The following is a 24,301-nucleotide window of genomic DNA, read 5'->3' as shown; positions in this document are numbered from 1 at the left end:
TTCGGAGGAGATGCTTATGTTTACTACCCTACCATCACCACGCCCAGATATCCTGGTCATTGAATTTGATGACAACGTCGATTTAGTGCAAGAAAAACACATTATCGCTGAGGTAGACAAGCTATTGGCAGAACATGAAAGAATAAGTGTGATGGCAATACTTGATGAAAGTGCTAACTGGTCGCTTGCGGCAGGATTTAAGGACATTGTCTGGACACTGACAAATCTAAAACGAATCGAAAAAGTAGCAATCGTTGCTGACAGCAAGGTTATTGCTTGGTTGGTGAATGCGGATGCTATTATCGCTCGAATGTTTGATATTCAAGAAAAAGCATTCGCCTCAGCCGACTTTGAACAAGCTTGGAACTGGATTCAAATTCCCAAGTAGTTCGCGTTCAATGTAAGATCATTGAAAGTTCACAGACAGTAAATAAAAAGCCAGATCCTTAGGGTCTGGCTTTCTTGGTCTGGGTAAACTGCTTGCACTCATTAATCTAGGTGCTCAATAAGCCAAACCTCTTCAGCAAATCGAGTTAAGCCTTGTTTTATGCGACGATGATTATCGTCTGCCTCATCCCGTTCCAACAACGTTAAACGGTATTCTTCACCAAAGTACGCCTTTACTTCACTCGACGGAACACTAAACGGAGGCCCGGACATTTCAGCTTGGACATAATCAAGCGTAATCAATAGGATTCGACCACCCGGCATTAGAGAACGCTTCAAGTTCTCAACGTATAAGGCTCTTAACTCTTCCGGCATAGCGATAAGTGCAGCACGGTCATAGATAAGCTCTACAGGCCGTATAGGAGCTGTGAAATAGTCACCTACGTAGATATCTATCTCGTCAAACTGATACAACTCAAATTGGCCATTAATTGGAGTGACCATTGGTGTATAAAAATGCTCGGCAAAAAAGGCACGTACAGCGATCTGACTGAGCTCTACACCTTGAACGCTATCGTGGCGCTGTGCTAGCCAAACAAGGTCCTCAGATTTACCACAAAGCGGCACAAAAACACCGTCAGTGCGATTAGGTTTTACTTGGTTCCAGTATTTGATAAGCAACGGGTTCACATCTTCCAGATGAAAGCCGATTTTATTCGACGCCCATTTATCATGCCACAATTCAAAATCGTTCATTTATCGTTCATATTCGGTGTGGATAATCATTAACGTAGAGTTTACAGAATGAGGACAAAAAGTCATGCCTCTGAAGGTAACTTTATTGCGAGACTTAGGTCACACATCAGACACTGTTTCGTGTTTTTAGGTTGGGTTCGGTAAGTTAGTCCCCATACTATAGGTAGTGCAACTCCTGAACGTTATCGTCCTTTTTGCATACCGTTTTCGTAACGTAACTAGGAGAGAGAATGAGCATGTTTCTTCGTACCGCAGCACTAATGCTATTGGTACTCAGCCGCGCACCTGCATTTGCGGCAACGCTTAATCAATCCGATTCAACTACTTCAAAAGGAAACCAAGAACAGAACGAAGTTTGTCCATCTGTATTCAAACATAGCCTAAGTGGCTTATATGGCATCGATGCTGTTAACCGCAACGCACTTCAACCGCATTCAGACTTTGATATCTTATATAGCAAAGCTCACCAAGCTCAGCACGAATTAGAGTCGCTGTGTAAAACTACCGCCCTACTTACTGGTACCGACGCTTATTTCGCAGGCGTGAAATCTTATGACCGTGCACAGGAAAAAATCCGCACAGAACTTAATGGTGAAGTAAATCAAATCACCGACTTAGCTCGTGGCACAATTGTAGCCGATGATGTTGAAGGTCTTGTGGGTGCTTATGAAGCTCTCAATCGCGAAGCCAAAGTCGTTCGTGTTAAAAACCGCTTCAAGAGTCCAGCTCCTTCTGGCTATCGTGACTTGAATATTTTGGTTCAACTCCCTAAGACTGGCATCATTGCAGAAGTTCAGCTTCACTTGAAAGCCATTGCCGACGTGAAAAGCGGTCCAGAGCATGATCTTTATGAGATTATTCAAGGTATCGAACGCAACGCAGCTGCACAAGATCGTAGCTTAAACGATATTGAAACTGCGCAAATCACCAGCTTAAGAAGACAATCTTTAGAGCTTTATCAAAATGCGTGGCAGCCATACATTACCACCAACATTAAAGCGGCATAATGTCGCTTTAGCCTTGCTCATTAACGAGTATATTCATCGACAGAAAACAAAAAGACCACAATATGTGGTCTTTTTGTTTTCTAAAGTAAGAACTTAATCTACTTTGATATTCTCGACTCGTGCCTTCAGTTTTTGGCCGGGACGGAATGTAACTACGCGTCGAGCAGAAATTGGAATATCTTCACCAGTCTTAGGATTTCGACCAGGACGTTCATTCTTGTCTCTCAAGTCAAAATTACCAAAACCCGACAGTTTTACCTGTTCGCCACTTTCGAGTGATTTTCTGATTTCTTCAAAAAATACTTCTACCGTTTCCTTGGCATCCCTTTTACTGAATCCGAGTTTCTCAAATAGGTTCTCAGCCAGATCGGCTTTTGTGAGCGCCATAAAACTCCCCTCAAAGCTAATTTAAACCTTACTATCACAGCGATAGCGCTAAACATTTCGTTTGACCAATCAACAACATAACGGTCTAACTTTGAAAAGTGTAAGCCAACCTTCTGATTTTCGCCAACTTTTTTATATCATGGAAATGTCAGGATATTTTCTTATCTATTAGCAAGTTACCGTTTTAATAGCACAAAACAAAAGTTTCGATAGCATCCAAAGCACAACCGCAGTCATATATTCCAATTAATATCTAAATATTAGTTATAAATAAAATAACAACAAATTACAAAATACCTAACCTAGACCACAGTTTTACAGCATTTATCTCATAAAAACAGTAAGTTGCAGATGTATCTCAATATGAAACACGTTTAACCTGCTCGACAGAAAGTTATACAATCTCGTGTATAAAGAGCTATATTTTTAGGTTGCATCAGTTCTATGTGATTAAACAAAAAAAGCGAGCCAACTAAATTGACTCGCTTTTTCAACACTTAACTAAGTGAATAACTAATAATTAGTCACGCAATGAAGCACCAAACTTCTCAGATACGTGAGCAACAATTGTATCCACTGCACCAGCGATATCTGCGTCTTCTAGAGTACGTTCAACTGATTGCAACGTTAGTGCAATAGCAAGACTCTTCTTGCCTTCTTCAACACCTTTACCAACGTATACGTCGAACAGTTTCGCGTCTTTCAAGAACTCACCACCCTGTTCTAGACACGCTGCAACGATGTCGCCTGAAGCTACAGCTTCATCAACAACAACTGCAATGTCACGACGGTTTGAAGGGAACTTAGAAAGCTGTACCGCTTCTGGAATCACTTTAGAGTTAATCGCAGACCATTCAATTTCGAACACGATAGTACGGCCATTAAGACCAAACTTACGTTCAAGCTCTGGGTGCACAGTACCAATTACACCAACCTCTTTACCATCTACAACAATTGCCGCAGACTGACCTGGATGAAGCGCTGGGTGTTTCGCTGCAGCAAATGAATATGCTTTCTCGTTTGCTGACAGTTCTAGGATTGCTTCTAGGTCGCCTTTAAGGTCAAAGAAATCAACTGTGTTGGTTTCAATGTCCCAGTGCTCTTCGCTGCGTGTACCAGCAATAACCCCAGCAAGCATTGGCTCTTGGCGCATACCGTTTTCTGCAGTTTCACAAGGGATGAAACGTAAACCGTACTCAAATAGGCGAACACGTGGCTGCTGACGCTTCTGGTTGTGAACAACCGTGTTAAGCAGCCCCTGAATCAGACCAAGACGCATTGCCGACATTTCCGCAGAGATTGGGAATGGCAATACGAGTGGTTCAACGTCAGGAACGATTAGCTTTTGCTGCTCTGGCTCAACGAAGCTATAAGTGATGGCTTCTTGGTAACCACGATCAACAAGCAGGTTACGAACACGCTTAAGAGGCAGATCCGCTTCAACATGATTGTGCATCTTAAGTGCTGCTGCTGGATGCTGGTTTGGAATATTGTCATAACCGTAGATACGACCAACTTCTTCAATCAGATCCTGCTCGATAGCGATATCGAAACGCCATGTTGGTGCTGTTGCCGTCCAACCAGACTCTGATGCCTCAACAGTCAAGCCTAAGCGCTCAAGGATTTCAACAACGTCCGCATCTTCAATGTGATGGCCAAGTAGCGCATCTAGCTTAGTACGACGCAGTGCTACTGTGTTTGCTTTTGGCAGGTCAGCTTCTGACTCAACACCAACAACTGGTGCCACTTCACCGCCACAGATGTCAACAAGAAGCTCTGTTGCACGCTCCATTGCACTTGTCTGAAGTGCGAAATCCACACCACGCTCAAAACGCATTGAAGAATCAGTGTGAAGGCCGTAGCTACGTGCGCGACCACGGATGTGGTCAGGCGCGAAGAATGCACATTCTAGTAGAACGTCTTTAGTCTCAGTGGTAACACCAGACTCTTCACCACCAAAGATACCAGCAATTGCCAGTGCTTTATTGTGATCAGCAACAACTAGAGTATCTGCGTTCAGCTCTGCTTCAGTACCGTCTAAAAGTGTTAGCTTTTCGCCTTGCTCCGCCATACGAACCACGATGCCACCTTCGATCTTTGCTAGATCGAATGCATGCATTGGTTGGCCCTGCTCTAGCAGAACGTAGTTAGTGATGTCAACGACTGGATCGATTGAACGAATACCACAACGGCGCAGTTTTTCTTGCATCCACAGTGGTGTTTCAGCTTGAACGTTCACGTTCTTAACGATACGACCTAAGTAGCGAGGACACGCCGCTGGTGCTTTCACTTCGATAGAAGCAACATCTGCAATAGAAGCTTCAATCGCGTTTACCGCTGGCTCTGTCACGTCTGCACGATTTAGAACACCTACTTCACGAGCTAAACCACGAATGCTGAAGCAGTCTGCACGGTTAGCCGTTAGGTCTACGTCTACCGTTACGTCATCAAGAGCTAGGAAGTCGCGGAAATCGGTACCGATAACAGCGTCTTCTGCCAGTTCCATGATACCATCAGACTCAACGTCGATACCCAGCTCAGTGAATGAGCAAAGCATGCCGTGTGAAGGCTGACCACGTAATTTCGCTTTCTTGATTTTGAAATCGCCTGGAAGAACAGCACCAACGGTTGCTACTGCTACTTTCAGACCTTCACGGCAGTTAGGAGCGCCACAAACGATGTCTAGCAGTTCTTCTGCGCCAACATCAACTTTTGTTACGCGTAGTTTGTCAGCGTCTGGGTGTTGACCACACTCAACCACTTTACCTACTTTAACGCCAGTGAAAGAGCCAGCCACTGGTAGTACGTCGTCTACCTCAAGGCCAGCCATTGTAATTTGGTGCGTAAGCTCGTCAGTCGTAACCGAAGGGCTAACCCACTCACGAAGCCATGATTCGCTGAATTTCATTGTGATGAACCCTCTGGATTACTTGAACTGTTTTAGGAAACGAAGGTCGTTCTCGAAGAACGCACGCAGGTCATTTACGCCGTAACGTAGCATTGTTAGACGCTCTACGCCCATACCAAACGCGAAACCAGAGTATTTCTCAGGGTCTATGCCAACAGCACGAAGTACGTTCGGGTGAACCATGCCGCAACCAAGAACTTCAAGCCACTTACCATTCTTGCCTTTTACGTCTACTTCAGCAGAAGGCTCTGTGAACGGGAAGTAAGATGGACGGAAACGAACTTCAACTTCCTCTTCGAAGAAGTTGCATAGGAAGTCATGCAGAATGCCTTTTAGCTGAGCGAAGTTTACATTCTCGTCAACTAGCATACCTTCCACTTGGTGGAACATTGGCGTATGAGTTTGGTCATAGTCGTTACGGTAAACACGACCAGGTGCGATGAAGCGGAATGGCGGTTTACCATTTTCCATCGTACGAATTTGAACGCCAGACGTGTGAGTACGTAGCATCAAATCTGGGTTGAAGAAGAAAGTATCGTGGTCAGTACGAGCTGGGTGGTCTTCTGCGATATTTAGTGCATCGAAGTTGTGGAATGCGTCTTCGATTTCTGGACCAGACTCAGTGTTAAAGCCTAGCTCACCAAAAAACTGTTCAATGCGCTCAACAGTACGAGTAACTGGGTGTAGACCACCGTTCTCGATACGACGACCCGGTAGAGTAACGTCGATAGTCTCTGCTGCAAGTTTTGCTTCAAGTTCAGCACGTTGTAGTGCATCTTTACGAGCAGCAATCGTTTGTTGAACTACGCCTTTTGCTTTGTTGATCTCTTGACCAGCACTGCGGCGTTCTTCTGGTGGTAGTTTACCTAGGCTTTGAAGTTGAGCTGTTAACTCACCTTTCTTACCTAGATACTGAACACGCACTTCGTCAAGTGCGACTAGCGAGTCTGCAGCTTCAATCGCTGCGCTCGCGTTAGCAATGATCTCTTCTAGATGTTGCATCGTTTCCTCGTCTACCGTCCGGTAGTATCCATAAGGGTGTTTTTTGATAGCTGTACATACTAATAAAACCCGCCGCTAATGCCAAATTGATTTGTAATTTGAACGGGTTATTGGGCAAAAAAAACTCGTTTTTTGCCCTTTTAGCAGAAATCACACCGGAAACGATGACCATTTGCCGATATTCGGCAATGGTTAATTCGCTTTTGCGCGAATAAAAATGAAGTTTGGACGACGTGAAAGTTTATCAAATGTCTCAGGTGATACTTCTTTCATCGCCGGTTCAGGTTGACCTTCGGAAAATTTGTCAAGAGTAAAACCACTTTCCGCCAAGCTATCAAACAAGTTAGTAAACGAACGTCTAAAGAATGAAACCTCTACGGGTTCGCCAACGGTATTCCAATCTTCGGTGATACGCTCTACTGCAAAATAGTTACTAAACGCGTCATCTTCAAAATCAACAAGTGGATGATGGGTAGAGAAGATGAACAACCCACCTTGTTTGAGCACACGATTTACTTCTTTAAAAAGCGGTACCAAATCTTCAAGGTAGTGCACCATTAAAGGACAAACAACAAAGTCATAACTGTCGTCGGCTTCTTTAGGAAGTCCATCAGACAGATCTTGCGCATAACATGTGACAGCGTCACCTAGCTTTTGTTTGGTAATTTGAACCATTTGTTCTGAGAGATCGACAGCGGTTACCGTCGCACCTTGATTAACAAAGTGCTGCGCATAAACACCAGGACCACACCCTAAGTCTAATACCGCTTTGTTGTTTACCTCACCCACCAAAGCTAGTGTTGAAGGACGCTCATAAAGGCCATTGTACGCGTTATTTTCAATCGCATCTGCGTACTTTTCTGCATGCTTTGTATACATTTCACCCATATAAATACCCCCTACTATCAACCTATTAATTCCACATTCGGGTCGCGCAATCTACCGCTACTACGATTACTCGTCAATCTCCTCTGCTTGCCATACTAGGCGTAACATGTCCTTGTGTTGAATCCCGTGTTCGAAAATTGGGTCATCATAATTATCAAGAAAGAAGTTCTTAATCACTCTATCTACTCGAAAGCCGTGCTTTTGATAAAACGAGAGTTGATAGCCAAAGGTACCTGTCCCCAATTCGACACTTCTAATTCCTCGGTTCGCTAGTTCCGCTAATGTTTCGTCCAGTAGAACTCCGCCAAATCCTTTGCCATGGTACTCTGGGTAGATAGCGATATTGAACAGTTCAGCCTTACCATTAACCTGATCAACTTCTATTAACGTTGCTCCAATCAGTCTGTCTTGCATAAACACGGCAAAGGCATGGCACCGCCCTCGATAAACGTTAATCGCGGCTTCCTCAGGGTCAGCGAGTAACAAAATATCCAGCGGTAACTGCTCTTGGGCAAGTTCTTTTACTTCAAACATCAAAGTATTCATCTTTCAGCACTTTTTCCATCAGATAGTTATCCAACACGACGCCACGAATGTCAGCCTGGTTCGGTCGCAGTACATTAAAGCCAAAATGAAGGAAGAACGGTTTTGCTGTAATGCTTACATAGGAGTACAGCCTACGAATATCAGCCTCACGTGCTTTATTCATAATGGTCTCCATCAACACACTCCCTACCCCTTGCCTTTGTGATTGATGGTGACAATAGAAATGATCTATCAGTCCATCGTCTTGTAAATCACTATAACCCAGTATCTGAGTTTGGTTTGTCACCACAAAAGGCTTACATCGAGCAATATACGTTTCGAAAGCGGATGTCTCTAACTCATCACGAGCCCATGCTCTAATCTGCATCTCATTGTAATCATTGCGATTTACAGTGCGAATTGTTTGCCGATATAATTCCAATAACTCATTTGCATCGTCTTGCGTCGCTGCTCTAACCGACAATCGCATATCTAGACTCCTTTATGTGACCGTTAATTCTCGCAATTAATAGTAGCAAGCTAAAGATGTTTAACGGGGTTCAATGTTAAGGTTACTAGACGGTAACCAATTGAAAAATATCTTTTTGTGTACTAGATATTAAAACTCATAGATGAAGCTATCCGGAAGCCATTATGCCCGAAAAAAATAACAAAGTGCTGGTGCTGTACGCACATCCATCTCAGAGACGCTCAGAGGTCAATGCTCCGATGTTTAGAGATGCCCAATCCATTAAAGGAGTCACCGCGGTCGATCTGTATTATGAGTACCCAACTTACAACATTAATATCGACAGAGAACAACAACGATTAATTGATCACGATATTGTTATTTTTCAATTCCCTCTCTATTGGTACTCAACGCCTTCTATCCTTAAAGAATGGCAAGACTTGGTATTAGAGTATGGGTTTGCCTATGGGCAAGATGGCACGGCATTGCATGGTAAGACTTTTTTATGTGCAATCTCTGCTGGCGGTAAGGCAGATGCTTATCAAACAGATGGCTACAACCATTTCACTATTAGAGAACTACTCCAACCATTAGAACAGACTGCCAGTTTGACGGGCATGACCTATTTACCGCCTTTCTGCCTTTTTGGTTCACGTACCGCTCAAGAAGAGAGACGTATACCGGAGCACAGAGAGCGTTGGAAAACGCTTTTAAACCTGCTTGTTACCAGCGAATTCGATATCGAACGAGCAAAACCTCTCGAAAAACTTAACCATTATTGGCCACAAGAACAGACTGTCGAATCAGATAAGGACGCATCATGACCGGTTACTTTCTCCAGGCTTTTGTTTATCTTATAGCCGCCGTCATCGCAGTACCTATTGCTAAGCGCTTAGGTTTAGGCTCCGTACTTGGTTACCTCATTGCCGGGGTGGTTATTGGGCCTATTATTGGTCTCGTGGGCGAAGAAACTACTACCATTCAGCATTTTGCTGAGTTTGGTGTCGTTATGATGCTGTTCTTGGTTGGCCTAGAGCTAGAACCTAAGATGCTTTGGGGCATGCGTCATAAACTTATCGGTCTTGGTGGAATTCAAGTTGGTGGCACAGCAGCGGTGGTTATGGGAATAGCGCTAATGCTCGGACAAAGCTGGAGCATTGCCGTGACTATTGGCCTTATTTTCGCTCTTTCTTCGACAGCAATTGTTCTGCAAACCTTTAATGAAAAAGGACTGTCGAAAACAGAAGGTGGTCAGAGTGCATTTTCAGTCTTGCTATTTCAAGACATTGCCGTAATTCCAATGTTGGCGTTCATTCCCTTGCTCGCCTTACCAGAACTAGTTGAGCAAGCGCAAAGTGCCGCGGCCCAGGCTGCTGAGCATCATGACGAATTAAGCTTGGTGGCCGGACTTTCAGGGTGGGCTTATGGCCTAATCATTACTGCTTCAATTGCAGTGGTCGTCGTTGGCGGGCATTTCCTGAGTCGACCTTTGTTTAGGTTCGTCGCATCATCTGGATTGAGAGAGATCTTTACTGCTACTGCGCTTATGCTTGTTATTGGTATTGCAGCCTTGATGAGCTTGGTCGGCCTATCTCCTGCCCTTGGTACATTCTTAGCCGGTGTCGTATTGGCAAACAGTGAGTTTAGGCATGAACTGGAGTCAAATATCGATCCTTTTAAAGGGCTTCTCTTAGGGCTATTCTTTATTACCGTTGGCGCAGGTATTAACTTTGGTATCCTATTTGACGATTTTTTTGTCATTGTTGGTCTAACTTTGGGTGTCATGCTACTTAAGGCCGCAGTGCTGTACGCACTCGCGATGATTTTCAAAATCAAAGATAGTGCCCGATGGTTATTTACCTTGAGTCTTGCTCAAGCCGGTGAGTTCGGTTTTGTTCTCTTAAGTTTCTCAGTTCAGAATCATGTACTGCCTACCGATATTGCGCAAACGCTATCATTAGTTGTTGCGTTATCTATGTTCTTAACTCCTGGTCTGTTTATTCTGTTTGATAAAGTCATCTTGCCTAAATTTGAGAAAGACAGTAATGACCGTGAGGCCGACACAGTTGAAGAACGAGGCACGATCTTGATTGCGGGTATTGGCCGCTTTGGGCAAATCGTCAATCGTCTTTTGGTCGCCAATGATGTAAAGACGGTGGTACTAGACGTACGTGCTGAACAAGTCGATAACATGCGCCAAATTGGCACCAAAGCTTATTTTGGTGACGCGTCTAAGCCAGACATCTTGCATACTGCAGGAATCGAAGATGTGAAACTACTTGTTATCGCTATTGATAACCAAGAAACCAATGTTGAGCTTGTAAAATATGTTAAACATACGTACCCTCACGTCAAAATTCTTACTCGGGCATTCGACAGAGGGCACGGTTACCAACTAAGGCAAGCCGGTGCAGATTATATAGAGTCTGAAACCTACCATTCAGCCTTAGAACTTGGAGCTAAGACCATGAAGTGCCTTGGTTTTCACCCATTCTTTATTGAACAGCAGAAATCTATCTATAAGACGATTGAAGATAAACAATCCGACCGTCTATACAAAGCGTGGGCGGACGGTGCTGATGGTGAAGAACGCTACGATAACAACTACCGAGACTTATTCATCGAATTGGAAGGGTTCATAAAGGATGCCATGCAAGTCGATCGAAATGACAAACATTCTCGCGAGCGTGGATGGACTCCACCTCCAAAAGGATATGCAGATAAGTTAGAGGAATAAAGCGTAAGTAGCATTGATCTTTGCTTTGTTCAGTCCCCTGTAACTAATGGACTCATAAGCTATGATGTGAACAGAGACGGGCATTTAGCCCGTCTCTCCTTTTTCACAACAACACAATGATAAGTAAATCAGCACAAATAAAGAGAACAACGTGGATAAAGATTCAAGACAGTTAGCCAAACAATTGTTCAACATGACCCTTCCTATGGTGCTGGGTGTGTTATCCCTCATGAGCTTTCAATTAGTCGATAGTGCCTTTATAGGACAATTAGGCGTCCTACCTCTCGCTGCTCAAGGTTTTACCTTGCCGATGCAAATGGTCATTATTGGTATCCAAGTAGGTCTTGGTATAGCCACAACAGCAATCATTTCTCGCGCTTTGGGGGCCAATGACGAGTCTTACGCAAAGCAATTAGGCGGATTGATCCTTGTTTTCGGTAGTCTAGGTGTTGCGGCAATTGGCGTACTCATTTGGCTTATTCGACACCCAATCCTCGCCATGCTGAGTGCACCTGAATCCGTCTATCCCGTAATTGATAGCTATTGGCCTTATTGGCTTCTAAGCTCTTGGGTTGGTGCGGTGCTGTACTTCTACTACAGCGTCTGTCGCGCTAATGGGAATACGGTTCTACCAGGAATGATGATGGTCGCAACGAGTATCATTAACTTAATTCTCGATCCATTGTTTATCTTTACTTTTGACTTAGGTATCAATGGTGCGGCGATAGCCACGATCGTCGCCTTTGGTATTGGTATCGCTTTTGTCGCCCCAAAGGTGGTCAGCAAGAACTGGGCATCATTTGACTGGAAAGATGTCAATGTTGTAAACAGTTTGAAGTCGATTTGGAAAATTATGGCGCCCGCGATGGTCAGTCAGTTACTTCCACCGCTCTCCTCCATGTTGGCTACTAAACTACTCGCAACATTTGGCACCGCTGCAGTAGCTGCATGGGCACTGGGCTCTCGTTACGAGTTTTTTGCCATTGTAACCGTATTAGCGTTGACCATGTCTATGCCGCCTATGGTTGGTAAGCTATTGGGGGCTAAAAACCTTACGGATATCAAAAAACTCGTTAACCTTGCCGTAAGTTATATTCTTGCGTTCCAACTCTTAGTCGCCATTATTACTTACTTGTTTGCCGGCCACTTATCAATACTGATGACCAGTGAAGACAATGTACAACAGATCCTCAATTATCATCTTATTTTAGTCCCTTTCAGCCTTGGGCCTTTGGGCATCTGTATGTTAATGGTGTCTATATCTAATGCGCTTGGCAAAGCAAAAACTGCTTTGACCATTTCAGCGCTTCGTTTATTTGCCTTCTTCTTGCCTTGCTTGTGGTTAGGGTCACAGTTTGGAGGAATCGAAGGACTCTTTTGGGGCGCTTTGGTCGGAAATGTCCTTGCGGGTCTAAGCGCTTGGTTCACATACAGTTATTCTCTAACGCAATTAGAAAAGTCCCTTTCTAGATAAGGCTCAATTTCTATTCCACTTGTACTAACTAATTTTGTCAAAACAGCCCTCCTTTGCTACGTTTAAAAGACGTAGTGAAAGGAGAGGTACAATTAATGAAAATAAACGTTCAGACCCACCACGTTTCAATTGGCGAAGAGTCTCGTCAAGAGATTGAAAACAAATTTGACAAAGTATCAGCTCACTTTCCTCAGTTGATCAGCTGTGACATCATTATCAAGAAAGAACATGGCCAACACGAAGTGGAGGTTTTCACCAATTATGAGGGTGTGAGAGTATCAGCTAAAGCCACTCACGATATTATGTACCCAGCCATTTCCGCAGCGTTGAAGAAGCTTGAAACAGGTTTGCGAAACCGAAAAGGACAACTAAAAACTGACTTGCATGCCAAACCGACGAGCACCAAACCAGAGATCGCGTCAGACATCATTCAAGAAATGAAACTCACTTAGCCTACCCTTTAAATACAACCTAAAAAGCCGGCTCTTAGCCGGCTTTTACTCGAAGGCTTATTGCAATTCAATAACTTATTTATTCTCATTCATAAATTCTTACACTGACTTTTCTAATCTAAATATCTGCTTTATTGCTAACAATATCGAACTCAGCCGAGCATTTCTCTAAAGTTCGCTCCTTTCTAACCATAGTGGCGCAAAATGACAAATTTAATAATGCGTTGTCATTACTATGTGCTTAACGCTTTAGGAGGCACGATATGACATATAGAGAATTTCAACACACCGATACTTACAAACTGATGATTGGCACAGGGGAGTTAATCTCATCTATTGCTTCCTTCCTTTTGACACTAATCACAACGATGACCAAAGCCGGAGTATGGCTTACTAAAAAGACCTACTCATGGATCGCTAAGCGATAATCCAACATCAACTCAACCAGAGACAGCGAATGAAAAGCAAAATAACTCTTGTTTTAGCATTGGCAATTGGATGTGCCTCTCCTGTTACGCTAGCTGCAAATAGCCAAGGAACATCGATAACAAATTCGAACCCACTCTTCCAGCAGATGAAGGCACTTCAGCAGGACATAAATACATTACAAAAGCAGGCTGAACTTAACCGTTTTGAAGAAAGCATTATCGACCGAAAAAACGACGCGTTAAGACAATCACTTGCAGAACAGTTGAAGCATACAAATCAGGTGGATGAGAACAAGCAGCTTGTCACACAACAAATTCACCTATTACAAAGCTTACTCTCGGCAAACAACCAAGACCTTAAACGACTTTCCGATACATCCAAAGTTGCCAGCGACACAGAAAAAGACGCCGTTCAGTTTGCAATGCAAAAACGTATTACGGCGATGGACGAGTATTATGCGGATCTATCCACTACGTTATCTTGGGCCGCTGAATTAGGGATCGACATTTCAAAAGCGGAAAATCAATTAGAGCAAGACTTACAGAAACGTGCTGACTTTTTATATAACTCTGTTCTTTTCTTAGATAGCCAACTAAGTGACATTAATGACCGACTTGCTTATGTTCCAGAAGAAGGTAAAGCAGCATTACAAGAAGATGGCATCCGAATTACTGGTCAGATTAATTTACTTATTCTTAGCCTAGAATCGAGTATTGCCCTGCTGGAAAATTACGGCGTTGATACTACAGAGTATAAACAGCTGCTATTTACAGTAACGGGTGATATTAGCACTGATGTACTCGATTTCAGCGTTATCATCGGGCTCATGAAAGAGTGGTTAGGCGCCTTCAAGGATTGGGCGATGGAGCATACTCCGTCACTAATTGTGAAGATATTCGTCTTTGGTGTCATCCTCTGGTTGTCACGTTCATTCGCTAAAATTGTTGGTAAAGCGGTAAGAAAGAGCGTCAGCCACTCAACAATGAAATTTAGTGTATTGATGCAAGACTTCTTTGTTTCAATGGCACAAAAAGGAGTAACAGCCCTAGGACTGCTTATAGCCTTATCACAGCTTGGTATAGAGCTAGGCCCGCTGTTGACTGGTTTTGGAGTGGCAGGTGTAATTATTGGTTTTGCATTACAAGACACCTTGTCTAACTTCGCTTCAGGCATGATGATACTCATCTACCGTCCTTTTGATGTAGGAGATCTAGTCAAGGTTGCCGGCATATCAGGAACAGTAAGCCACATGAGCTTAGTATCAACAACCATACGTACTGTTGATAATCAAAGGTTAGTCATTCCGAATAATAAGATTTGGGGCGATACTATCAATAATATCACTGCGGAAAAAACTCGACGTGTGGATATGACCTTTGGTATCGGCTACGGCGACGATATAGACCAAGCGAAACAGGTCTTTTCAGATATCTTGCAACAGCACCCGAAAGTGCTTAAGTCTCCCGAGCCGATGATCTATGTACATACGCTTAATGAAAGCTCTGTCGATTTTATTGTTCGACCTTGGGTACGAACAGAAGACTATTGGGATGTCTATTGGGAAGTGACCGAAGAGGTGAAGAAACAACTGGACCGCAATGGGATCAGCATTCCGTTCCCACAAAGAGACGTTCACGTATATCAACATGACCTCTCTCAAAATACTACATTAGATCTAGTCACGCAGGTCGCAAGCAAATAACCACTAATGCGAACTTCACCCGAAGTTCGCATTAGTTTTAATTATGAAAAATTAAAATATTTATCGTGATTATCATCACACTTTTCTATTGATTGATTCTATTTCAAACTCTAATATCTGCGCCCTACCGCCCATAGTGGCGAATTTGAACAACAAAAAGCACGAACCACGCAGAGACGAGACAAAAACGAAATGGCATCCAAATATCCATTAGCTAAGCTGACCTTTTTAATCGCAATTTTGACAGCCGTTGGTCAAATGACGCAGACAATGTACGTGCCGTCAATTGGGCAAATGGCGCAAGAGTTCCGCGTTAATCCAGCGATGCTACAGGCAGTAATGGCGTGCTACTTGATTCCTTATGGTTTGTCTCAGTTCATCTATGGCCCACTGTCGGATCGATTAGGTCGCAAGCCAATTATTATCGTTGGCCTTGTTATCTATCTAATCGGAGCGCTCATAAGCTTGTTCGCCCATTCTTTTGAGCTCTTTCTTCTGGGCAGCTTCATTCAAGGAGCGGGAATTGGTAGTGGCGGTGCTATGTCACGAACTCTTTCTCGAGACTGCTTTTCAGGCGAAGAGCTACACAGAGCCAACAGCATCATTAGCATGTGCGTAATCTTTTCGCCATTGCTCGCGCCCGTGCTTGGTGGCGTGTTAACTGAAACTATGGGTTGGCGCTCTAGCTACCTGTTTTTGACTCTGTTTGCCGTTGCTGTTGTCATAGTAATGGTTTCTAAATTGGTCGAAACTCTACCAGTTGAGAGACGTAGTCAAAGTTCAGCGATGGATAACTATCGATTTGTGCTTTCTGATAAGCGTTTTCAAGGCTATGTCATTTGCCTAGTTGCTACCTTTGCAGGCGTTGCCGTGTTTGAAGCGGCTGCTGGAGTGTTGTTTGGTGGCGTTCTAAAGCTTTCGGCCCTGACGGTAAGCATCCTGTTTGTGTTACCAATTCCGGGTTATTTACTCGGTGCTGGATTCTCTTCCATCATCGCAAAACGTTATAGCAACAACGCAGCGTTTAAGTTTGGTTTAGTTTCGATAATAGTAGGGGCAGCGGTCGTGCTTGTGCCTGGGTTACAAGGCTCGACCGACGCTTGGACACTTACTATAGGCTCTACCATTTACTTCCTTGGCGCAGGTGTTTTATTCCCTGCTGCGACTACCGGAGCCTTAACCCCTTTTCCAAACCACGCAGGAACAGGTGGTGCTGTGTTAGGGGGGATGCAAAACCTTGGTGCAGGTTTAGCAACCTTAGGCGCATCTGTCATACCCGCTACTAGCCAGCTACCACTAGGCGTAATCATGTTGATCATGGCGTTGTTAGCTATGTGGGGCTTGCATATCGCTAAGCGCGACAATGGTCCAGACAATGCTGACAACCCAGTAATGGTTTGATGTAGAGAAGAAACAAAGGCTATCTCACTTCTAAGGTAGCCTTTGCTTAACCCCTTCATTCACCAGACGTCCCTCTCAAAACGAACACTTAATCAATCTCAGCTCTCTTCACATCATCCTGAACTCAATCAAAGAGCAACACGCCCCTCTCAGTTTTCGAAAATAAACCAGCTTTTATTTTTAATTCAGCCAGTTAACCTTGTATTCTACATTTCTAATATTAAACTAGGTCTGTATCTCTGATTCACCCCAAGGAAGGAGTTATTGGAGTTGAAACTGAATTGCGTGCTCACTTTTAAAACTATGCTCACTCGCATGGTTGTTCTGATCATATTACTAGGAGCCACGCACGCTACTCTAGCTCAGTCAGATACCTATACTGTCGCAGCTCATGAACAAGACTTTATCGCCCGTTTTATTTTCTCTACCATTGAAAAACAATCCAATATTTCTTTTCAATACGCCGACTACCCTGTATTTAGTGAACGATTAGAGGCTGTTGAAGACGGCAAAATAGACTTTGTCGCTAACATTACCTACACCAAGAGTCGAGCTTCACGATTCATCTTCTCGGAACCCATCAACATTGAACCGACCTATTTATTTAATAGAGACGGCGAGTCGTTTGATGAAATGCATGTCATTGGAACGACAATGGGAACAGCGTTTAACGACATAATACAGAGATACTACCCTGATAAACGTGTATTGGGGTTCAATGACAATAAAGTTGCATATGAGAGCTTATTGGCCGGTAACATTGATGGCTACATTGGTACTTTCCTACAATTAGAAAACTTTTTATCAGCGGGCTTTAAAGCAACATCGATCAACGACCAAGTCTCTATTCCACCTGTATCGATTATTACTAACAAACAACAGAACAAACCACTATTAGCGCTTTTTAGTGACATTATTGCAAAAGACTCTGTCCAAAAAGAAATTCGTCGTTACATCGACAGTTACATTACCGAAATCGCCATTAAACAGCTCAGAGATAAAGTTAAATCCAGTGGACTAGACCTTGACTCTGTTATTGAGATTTATCTTAACCCTCGCCCACCGTATGTGTTTTCAGACTCAAATGGACTACCTGTGGGTATTTCGGTTGAGTTTGCTAAGCAAATTTGCAGTCTCAACCAACTAAAATGCCGGATGGTCTACGACCCTACAGAAACGTGGTCAGCCTCTTTACAGAAGCTCACTTTAGGTGAACGTGACGTTACTAGCCCTATTGCTGATATAAAACACCGTCAACGTATACTTAACTTCAGCCGTCCCTACGCTTCCATTCATGGTGTTATTGCCAAACGCGTTGGCTATAAAGAAGAAGTCTATCGGCATATCTCCGAATTATTCGCGGAAAAAGTTGGAGTGGTTGAAAACGATGTATTTGCATCCATTACGCGACGTTCGTTACCCAACAAAACTCTTGTTTACTATGGTGATACTAAAAAGCTTATTAGCGGACTCAATACCGGAGAAGTCGATTACGCCATTACCAGCCAAGTCACCTTAGATACATTGTTGTACGAACAAAATATTACCAATGTGACTCAAGACCGTTACTTTCGCCCTTTTTATCAATCTGAATTGAGTTTTGGATTTCCTAAAACTGAGCGTGGCGAGATTCTCGCTCAGTTGTTTAATAGAACCTTAGACTTTATCGATGCCAACTCAATCAACCGCCGTTATCAACCACCAGCAAACTGGCGTGAACTGAATGAAAAAGAGAGTGACAAACGTCGCTTGAATATCATCAATGCGCTGTTAGCACTGCTAGTGCTAGTGACGTTTTTCTTCGGTTACATTACCAATCATCGAGCCAATCATGATGCACTGACTAAACTCAAAAATCGCCATGCTTTAAACCGTATCCGTAAACAAGCTCTCGAAAAAGGCCATGGATTGATTTACATCGACCTTAATCGCTTTAAACACATTAACGACACTTATGGTCATACTGTAGGTGACCAAGTATTGCGTTGCTACGCCAAACGCTTAAAAGAAACCATTGATGGTCAAATTTACCGTATTGGTGGTGACGAATTCGTTGCTATTACAGAGTTCGACCCTAATGAACTTAACTCGATACTAAACCAACTAGAAAGCTATCCATTTATAGTACGCGGCTCTGGGGTTGTATTGACGCTTTATGCCTCTGTTGGAGTTTTCTTGCCAGACACCAGTGAACTCAGTATAAAGCAGTTACTTATCTACACCGACTTCGCAATGTACGAAGCCAAACGTAATGACAAGGTCCGTAGTGTCATTATTGACGAGGATAAACTCCGAGATCTCGTTGCCGTCCATGACCCTAAAAAACGCTCACACCGTGATGTCCCTGAAGGATAAATGACACCTCATAACCTCGATTTCATCATGCATCTTGGTAGGAGATAAGTCCTTAAAAACACAATTACTAACAGAAAACTATACTCATAACCTTATGATTTGATGTCATTTATAACACTTAATACCAGATTGCGAATATAATAGTGTAAGTGAAATAAACAATAACAGGAGACCTTATGACTGCAAAACAAAATGCTAGCCAATTCGTGTCTATAATCTCAACCATACTTGTCATCGGACTCGCTATCTATCTTGGTACTCTAGTGAAGTCTGTTGATACGATAGAAGAGAAGCTTAGCCATCAGGCGCAACAAATCGAAAGAACTTCCCTTAAAGCAACAAATGGTAGCGTTGGTGATACCGTGCGTTCCTATGTCCCTGTTTATTCGCACATTTATACCGATGGTGGTAAAGCTGTATTGTTGGAAAGCACCTTGGTTGTACGTAATACTGACCCTAGCTCAAGTATTAACATCCATAGCATCAATTACTATGACACCAACGGCCAACTTGTTCGTCAGTTTGTCTCTGAAGGGTACAAGCTTGAGGCGATGTCCAGTTCTGAATACTTGGTTGAGAAACGAGAAGTCAGTGGAGGCGCAGGGGCCAATTTCTTAATCGAATGGTCGAATCCAAACCAAGCGTCAGCCCCTATTTTTGAAGCGGTCATGATTGGCTCTGGCCATGGAAAGGATATTTCATTCACTAGTCGAGCTCCGCTATAAAAAAACACCCCGCATACTGCGGGGTGTTTTCTTTCAATCAAACCACTGTAACTAGTTGGCCTGTTCGTTTAGATAAGCTTGAAGTGAGATGTTCGTCCATTCGCGCATCTTCACTAGATAATTGGCTTGTGAATCAAGAATCTCTTTCGCCAATTTATCGTTAGCCGCCTGTTGCTGAAGCAGTTCCTCATTTGCTGCTTTTAGAGCATTGATTACTTCTGGCGGGAAAGAACGGACTTTAATATTCGGATACTCTGAACTCATCTTAGACCAACTGTTCGCGTTCTCATGCAAAGCTTGGGTATACATATCAAACGCCGCAACGCGGAACGAAGTTTCTAAAATGATTTGGAGATCTGCTGGCAGAGATTCCCACACTTTCTTGTTGACTAAGAATTGAGTCTCAGAGCCTGGCTCATGCCATGCTGTGTAGTAATAAGGTGCGATTTTTTGAAAACCCATTCGTAGATCAAAGGCAGGCCCTACCCACTCTAATGCGTCAATTGTTCCTCGCTCTAATGAGGTATACAGTTCGCCCGGCGCGATGTTGGTTGGTTTCGCGCCAACTTTCGCTAACACCTCACCTGCAAACCCAGGGATACGCATCTTCAACCCTTGCAGATCTTCAACGGTGTTGATCTCTTTTTTAAACCAACCTCCCATTTGAATATCTGAATTACCGCCTGGAAAAGACAGTAGGTTGTGCGGCGCATAAACTTGTTGCATGAGTTCAAGACCATCTCCATGGTAGAACCACGAATACTGCTCCATCGTTGTCATACCAAATGGCATCGATGAGAAATACAGCGTATTAGGTACCTTACCTTTCCAGTAGTATGAACTTGAATGACCAAGGTCATATTGACCCGACTTAACCATATCAAACACACCTAAAGGTGCTTTGTGTTTGTTGGCTGAGTCGATTCGAATGATCAAGCGTCCATTCGACATTTCTTTGGCTAACTTCGCCATATTCTTGCTCGCATCACCCAGAATTGGCGTATTAGGCCCCCAGGTTTCTGCCAGTTTTAAGCGGTAAACTTTATCGTCAGCTTGCACTTGAAAGGTTGCCACAGCAGTGAGAGATGCAATGACGATAGTACTCAGTCGACGAATGGTTTTTTTGAATTCCATTTCTTAGATTCCTATGTACGTTATTGGATAGCTCAACAACAATGGATGTAAACATTATGTATGTCAAAGTGTTATGATTTAGGTGCCTTTGGCTTTAGTGGTCAATACGTCTAATATTTAACCATATATCCAAATTTTATCCTTCACGTTACCTAACGACTCTATTTAACTCCAACCTTTCTCTAGCCCAAAATATTCCATTCTGTTTAACAAATTGATAGTTCTGTCACGAAATCTCTGTTATTAATAGCTAAATTGTTAAATATTCTAAAAAGCATCACTATGGACTGGGCAACGCTCTCAATATTCATCCCCACTTTTTTCTTTGTTTCCATTACGCCAGGTATGTGCATGACACTGGCTCTTACAATGGGCATGAGTATTGGCTACCGACGTACGCTGTGGATGATGGTCGGTGAGTTGCTCGGTGTTGCCGCCGTCTCTCTTGCCGCTATCTTAGGTATCGCTGCCGTCATGTTGAAATACCCAGAAGTATTCACTGTCTTTAAAGCCATCGGCGCGACTTATCTGTTCTACCTTGGTATCCAAATGTGGCGTTCACGCGGCAAACTAGCCATCACTTCTGACGTTGAACAACAAACCGAGCACAAAGATTGGGATCTAGTCGTTCAAGGCTTTGTTACCGCTATTGCCAATCCCAAAGGTTGGGCATTTATGATTTCGCTGCTTCCCCCATTTATCGACCAGTCAAAGCCAATGTTTGGACAAGTATCGATCATGCTCGGAATTATTTTGGTCAGTGAGTTTGTTTGTATGACGATCTACGCGACTGGCGGAAAAGGATTGAAACGAACATTGGGTAATGCAAACAACGTACGGACCATGAACCGCATTGCGGGAACACTCATGTGTGGCGTTGGGGTTTGGTTGTTTATTGGATAAAAATGGGCTCCGATTTGGAGCCCATTTATTTTATTGCGTTACACCTGCAATCACTGAAGGCTCTCCTGTCACCTCAGGCATACTACCGATATCGGCACTACCCGTGACAGAAGTTGGTACCGCAACGGCAGGGTCTTGCAAGGTTAATGCGTTGCACTCAGACGTTGCCAAAGGTTTCATCAACTCTTCAATTTCACGAGCCTTTATAACGTATTGACTGCTTCCTCCCATAACTACACCATCACCGATTGAAAAGGCAGCACGGTAGTGGTCATCTTCGTTATTTTTGATGCTTGGAATACCCCACAGATCACCATTCCCTCCATAATTAAGCATAAAGGTTTGGTTCGCATAGTTACCAGCATCACCATTTCGATCATTGTTAGTAGTATGAACATAACTAAACTGAATTGGGCGGTCGAAACTGACGATATCCCCCGATTCATCACGCACTGTAGTCAATCGATTCCACTCATTGACCCCTGTTTCCCACACATAAAATTCTTGCACAACGTTAGGATCGTAGATTTCCCATGGATTAGAAATAGACTGCGACGATAGAACCATTGGTCCTGTTCTCAATCCCCAATGGTGAGGTGTAGATTCAAGACTTGATGAGGTAACAGACGAATCGAAATGAACCGCTTCGCCACTGGTTACGCTAACGAGCGTCAGTGCGTTAACACCATCAATCGAGAACGTAAATTGATAAGCAGTGCCATGTACAGTTTCAAATGGGCTATTCTCTCCCCAGTACTGGGCGATATGTTGGTCATCAATGGTGCCTATAGGGCAATTATCGTAACAAGTTAGCGTAATGGTGCCGTTGTTAGGTAGTGCAGCATCACCGCTTTGTGACCCATCAATAAAGGTTTGAACATAGTAAGTTATGCTATCCTCTCCGTTGAGATACTTCACCTCTCCGCCGAGCTGCTCAGAATACATATATAGACTGTCGTAATCGCTAAGCGATATCACGATTGGTGTCTCTAACTGCGTCACACTCGGACCATTATCCGTCCAGGACAACTTACCAACTTTAACGAACTGTTGGTTGCTATAGTTCACGACCCACTGATCGAAAGAATTGTCCTGATAGACATCATCATCCCAATAGTTAAAGTCGATCCCTGATAATTCAGTGAGCGCTAACGAGTTCACTGTGTTCTTTATTAAACGACCTGGCGCTGTAACGATAGTCAGAGTTTCCTGCTGTTCGTCGTTATCTTTCACTACGGTGTCACCATTACTGAACTGATGGCCGCTTTCGGTCCAAAGCCCCCAGTAACCTATAAATCCATAGCTATCGTTATTTCCATTATCCGTAGAATCATAGCGAATAGGAAAACCACTATTGAGTTCGACAGCGGCCCCTGTCGCTGAATCAAATAGGTCATATCGATGTACGTGTGATGTAAATTCTGTGCGACTCAGACATTGAGAGCCAGTTGCAAAGTCTCCCGACTTATAGGGCAAATCATCAAAACCGCCATTGGTACTCTGAACCAATACACGATTTTCATTGAACGCAAGTGCAAACGTCTGTCCTCCACTACCATATTGACCTGAGTATTCCATCCCCGTTAACGCAACACCCGAGGTTCTATCTTCTGACATGACAACACTGGCACATTGTTTGTAGCTTTCATTACCGCCATGGCTACCCTGCTCATAAAGCGTGAAACCAATTTGTCCATCAAGATCGGAAATCGTTTTGACTTCACCTCCTCCTGATTGATTGTTTTGGTCGAAGTTATCAAAGAAGTCAAAGTTAAAGGTGAAGTCTCCAAAGGGGTTGGCATCAGTAGCGCCATTGCGGATTTCCGCTTTGAACTTGATCGCTTGTTCCCCTTCGTCACTTTGTCCCATATCTGGAAGCCAAACACTGACGAGTAGAGGGTCTGAGTCAGACTCTCGAACCACCGTACTTACCGCCTTCATTAACTGGGTTTGATTACTCGCGCCTGATGATTGTCCGCTATCACCGGATTTATCTTCATCAAAACACAGCGATTCATCAGCTAACACCAAATAAGGGCCTTGGTTAGCAAACTCAACACTGTTGAACTGCGCCGTAAAGCACAGGATGCTGTTCACGAGTTCAATGGGTTCCAATGCTTCATTCCAGACATGTGTACGCTGCTCTGCGAGCGTATAATCTGTGCCCGCGTCATTGTATTCGGCTTGAATAGTGAGAGGGGCTATCGCCAATACAAGGGGGATTAGTTTAATCGTTTTCATTGGTCACTACCTCCAATTGTTCAGGCAGCGAAAGCTGAGATGTCGGAATGGTTTGAGTCTGATTACCTGAGCTGGAGTCTCCTCCACTTCCATTACAACCGAAGAGTAGTCCTAGGACAAAGGTAGCGATTACTGCTTGGATATGAAGTCGTTTCATATCTCCTCCTTGTAATTCAAATTACGAACGTAATTCCCGCCAACTAACCTTATTTATAATGTGGTTATAAATACCCTAGGATAATGTGAACATAAGTTTATAGAACAAAATTCCATATAGATATGGCATTTGCTTATAAACCATACAGTTTTCATGGTTTATGTAGGTAAATTACAGAATATGTAAAAACAGCACTATTGTATTACAAATAAACCTATACTAACGTGCGCTCTCCCCTGTTGCAAAACGATTGCTATTCTTT

22 protein-coding genes are annotated in these 24,301 nt (G+C 43.4%); 12 read left to right on the top strand and 10 right to left on the bottom strand.

Going from position 1 to position 24,301, the window contains the following annotated elements; translation table 11 throughout:
* The first annotated feature begins 16 nt into the window (after nucleotides 1–16).
* Nucleotides 17–388, top strand: coding sequence for a SpoIIAA family protein (locus AWH66_RS16070; protein WP_063606319.1), 372 nt, complete (start codon nucleotides 17–19; stop codon nucleotides 386–388).
* A gap of 101 nt (nucleotides 389–489) precedes the next feature.
* Here AWH66_RS16070 and AWH66_RS16065 read toward each other — a convergent pair whose 3' ends face one another.
* Nucleotides 490–1,143: a thiopurine S-methyltransferase gene (locus AWH66_RS16065; protein WP_063606318.1), complete on the bottom strand. Its 654-nt coding sequence runs from the start codon at nucleotides 1,141–1,143 to the stop codon at nucleotides 490–492.
* Nucleotides 1,144–1,373: 230 nt separating this feature from the next.
* On the opposite strand from AWH66_RS16065, the gene AWH66_RS16060 reads away from it, so the two are divergent.
* Nucleotides 1,374–2,150 carry a RelA/SpoT domain-containing protein gene (locus AWH66_RS16060; RefSeq protein WP_063606317.1) on the top strand — a complete coding sequence of 259 codons (777 nt, stop codon included), beginning with the start codon at nucleotides 1,374–1,376 and terminating at the stop codon, nucleotides 2,148–2,150.
* Nucleotides 2,151–2,243: 93 nt separating this feature from the next.
* Here AWH66_RS16060 and ihfA read toward each other — a convergent pair whose 3' ends face one another.
* The 6 genes from ihfA to AWH66_RS16030 all read right to left on the bottom strand — a co-directional run bounded on the left by ihfA (nucleotide 2,244) and on the right by AWH66_RS16030 (nucleotide 8,350).
* Nucleotides 2,244–2,537: an integration host factor subunit alpha gene (gene ihfA / locus AWH66_RS16055; protein ID WP_006074250.1), complete on the bottom strand. Its 294-nt coding sequence runs from the start codon at nucleotides 2,535–2,537 to the stop codon at nucleotides 2,244–2,246.
* 520 nt (nucleotides 2,538–3,057) lie between these two features.
* Nucleotides 3,058–5,445, bottom strand: a complete 2,388-nt coding sequence (pheT, locus tag AWH66_RS16050) for a phenylalanine--tRNA ligase subunit beta (RefSeq protein WP_063606316.1) — start codon at nucleotides 5,443–5,445, stop codon at nucleotides 3,058–3,060.
* 18 nt (nucleotides 5,446–5,463) lie between these two features.
* A complete protein-coding gene (gene pheS / locus AWH66_RS16045; RefSeq protein WP_006070684.1) occupies nucleotides 5,464–6,447 on the bottom strand; it encodes a phenylalanine--tRNA ligase subunit alpha in 984 nt (327 codons plus the stop codon).
* A gap of 192 nt (nucleotides 6,448–6,639) precedes the next feature.
* Nucleotides 6,640–7,335 carry a class I SAM-dependent DNA methyltransferase gene (locus AWH66_RS16040; RefSeq protein ID WP_063606315.1) on the bottom strand — a complete coding sequence of 232 codons (696 nt, stop codon included), beginning with the start codon at nucleotides 7,333–7,335 and terminating at the stop codon, nucleotides 6,640–6,642.
* Between the two features lie 66 nt (nucleotides 7,336–7,401).
* Complete coding sequence (locus AWH66_RS16035) at nucleotides 7,402–7,881, bottom strand: GNAT family N-acetyltransferase (protein WP_083400050.1); 480 nt, start codon at nucleotides 7,879–7,881, stop codon at nucleotides 7,402–7,404.
* A complete protein-coding gene (locus tag AWH66_RS16030; RefSeq protein WP_063606314.1) occupies nucleotides 7,862–8,350 on the bottom strand; it encodes a GNAT family N-acetyltransferase in 489 nt (162 codons plus the stop codon). Before AWH66_RS16030 ends, AWH66_RS16035 begins: the two co-directional genes overlap by 20 nt.
* 164 nt (nucleotides 8,351–8,514) lie before the next feature.
* On the opposite strand from AWH66_RS16030, the gene AWH66_RS16025 reads away from it, so the two are divergent.
* The 9 genes from AWH66_RS16025 to AWH66_RS15990 all read left to right on the top strand — a co-directional run bounded on the left by AWH66_RS16025 (nucleotide 8,515) and on the right by AWH66_RS15990 (nucleotide 19,604).
* The gene (locus tag AWH66_RS16025) at nucleotides 8,515–9,153 is read left to right on the top strand and encodes an NAD(P)H-dependent oxidoreductase (RefSeq protein ID WP_063606313.1); all 639 of its coding nucleotides are present in this window, start codon (nucleotides 8,515–8,517) and stop codon (nucleotides 9,151–9,153) included.
* Nucleotides 9,150–11,066: a monovalent cation:proton antiporter-2 (CPA2) family protein gene (locus AWH66_RS16020; protein ID WP_063606312.1), complete on the top strand. Its 1,917-nt coding sequence runs from the start codon at nucleotides 9,150–9,152 to the stop codon at nucleotides 11,064–11,066. The genes AWH66_RS16025 and AWH66_RS16020 overlap by 4 nt, the downstream gene beginning before the upstream one ends.
* Nucleotides 11,067–11,259: 193 nt before the next feature.
* Entirely contained in the window at nucleotides 11,260–12,540 is a 1,281-nt protein-coding gene (locus AWH66_RS16015; protein WP_063606402.1) for an MATE family efflux transporter, read from the top strand.
* Between the two features lie 95 nt (nucleotides 12,541–12,635).
* Entirely contained in the window at nucleotides 12,636–12,992 is a 357-nt protein-coding gene (hpf, locus tag AWH66_RS16010; protein WP_063606311.1) for a ribosome hibernation-promoting factor, HPF/YfiA family, read from the top strand.
* A 263-nt stretch (nucleotides 12,993–13,255) separates the two neighbouring features.
* Nucleotides 13,256–13,420, top strand: a complete 165-nt coding sequence (locus AWH66_RS25965) for a hypothetical protein (protein ID WP_167360965.1) — start codon at nucleotides 13,256–13,258, stop codon at nucleotides 13,418–13,420.
* Between the two features lie 29 nt (nucleotides 13,421–13,449).
* Complete coding sequence (locus AWH66_RS16005) at nucleotides 13,450–15,123, top strand: mechanosensitive ion channel domain-containing protein (protein WP_063606310.1); 1,674 nt, start codon at nucleotides 13,450–13,452, stop codon at nucleotides 15,121–15,123.
* Nucleotides 15,124–15,315: 192 nt separating this feature from the next.
* Entirely contained in the window at nucleotides 15,316–16,524 is a 1,209-nt protein-coding gene (gene emrD, locus AWH66_RS16000; RefSeq protein WP_063606309.1) for a multidrug efflux MFS transporter EmrD, read from the top strand.
* A 270-nt stretch (nucleotides 16,525–16,794) separates the two neighbouring features.
* A complete protein-coding gene (locus tag AWH66_RS15995) occupies nucleotides 16,795–18,879 on the top strand; it encodes a transporter substrate-binding domain-containing diguanylate cyclase (protein ID WP_143081523.1) in 2,085 nt (694 codons plus the stop codon).
* 176 nt (nucleotides 18,880–19,055) lie between these two features.
* On the top strand, nucleotides 19,056–19,604 hold the full coding sequence (locus AWH66_RS15990; protein WP_063606307.1) for a DUF3124 domain-containing protein: 549 nt from the start codon (nucleotides 19,056–19,058) through the stop codon (nucleotides 19,602–19,604).
* Nucleotides 19,605–19,655: 51 nt separating this feature from the next.
* Here AWH66_RS15990 and AWH66_RS15985 read toward each other — a convergent pair whose 3' ends face one another.
* Complete coding sequence (locus AWH66_RS15985) at nucleotides 19,656–20,738, bottom strand: TRAP transporter substrate-binding protein (protein WP_063606306.1); 1,083 nt, start codon at nucleotides 20,736–20,738, stop codon at nucleotides 19,656–19,658.
* 282 nt (nucleotides 20,739–21,020) lie between these two features.
* Here AWH66_RS15985 and AWH66_RS15980 point away from each other — a divergent pair, with 282 nt between their 5' ends.
* Complete coding sequence (locus tag AWH66_RS15980; protein ID WP_063606305.1) at nucleotides 21,021–21,641, top strand: LysE family translocator; 621 nt, start codon at nucleotides 21,021–21,023, stop codon at nucleotides 21,639–21,641.
* Between the two features lie 30 nt (nucleotides 21,642–21,671).
* Here AWH66_RS15980 and AWH66_RS15975 read toward each other — a convergent pair whose 3' ends face one another.
* A complete protein-coding gene (locus AWH66_RS15975) occupies nucleotides 21,672–23,882 on the bottom strand; it encodes a hypothetical protein (RefSeq protein WP_063606304.1) in 2,211 nt (736 codons plus the stop codon).
* A complete protein-coding gene (locus tag AWH66_RS25960) occupies nucleotides 23,869–24,039 on the bottom strand; it encodes a hypothetical protein (protein ID WP_167360964.1) in 171 nt (56 codons plus the stop codon). Before AWH66_RS25960 ends, AWH66_RS15975 begins: the two co-directional genes overlap by 14 nt.
* Nucleotides 24,040–24,301: the final 262 nt, after the last annotated feature.

The sequence above is a fragment of the Vibrio barjaei genome (assembly GCF_001639065.2).
Taxonomy (GTDB): domain Bacteria; phylum Pseudomonadota; class Gammaproteobacteria; order Enterobacterales; family Vibrionaceae; genus Vibrio; species Vibrio barjaei.
The sequence above is the reverse complement of the archived record's forward strand: the minus strand, read 5'-3'. Positions and strand labels throughout refer to the sequence as shown.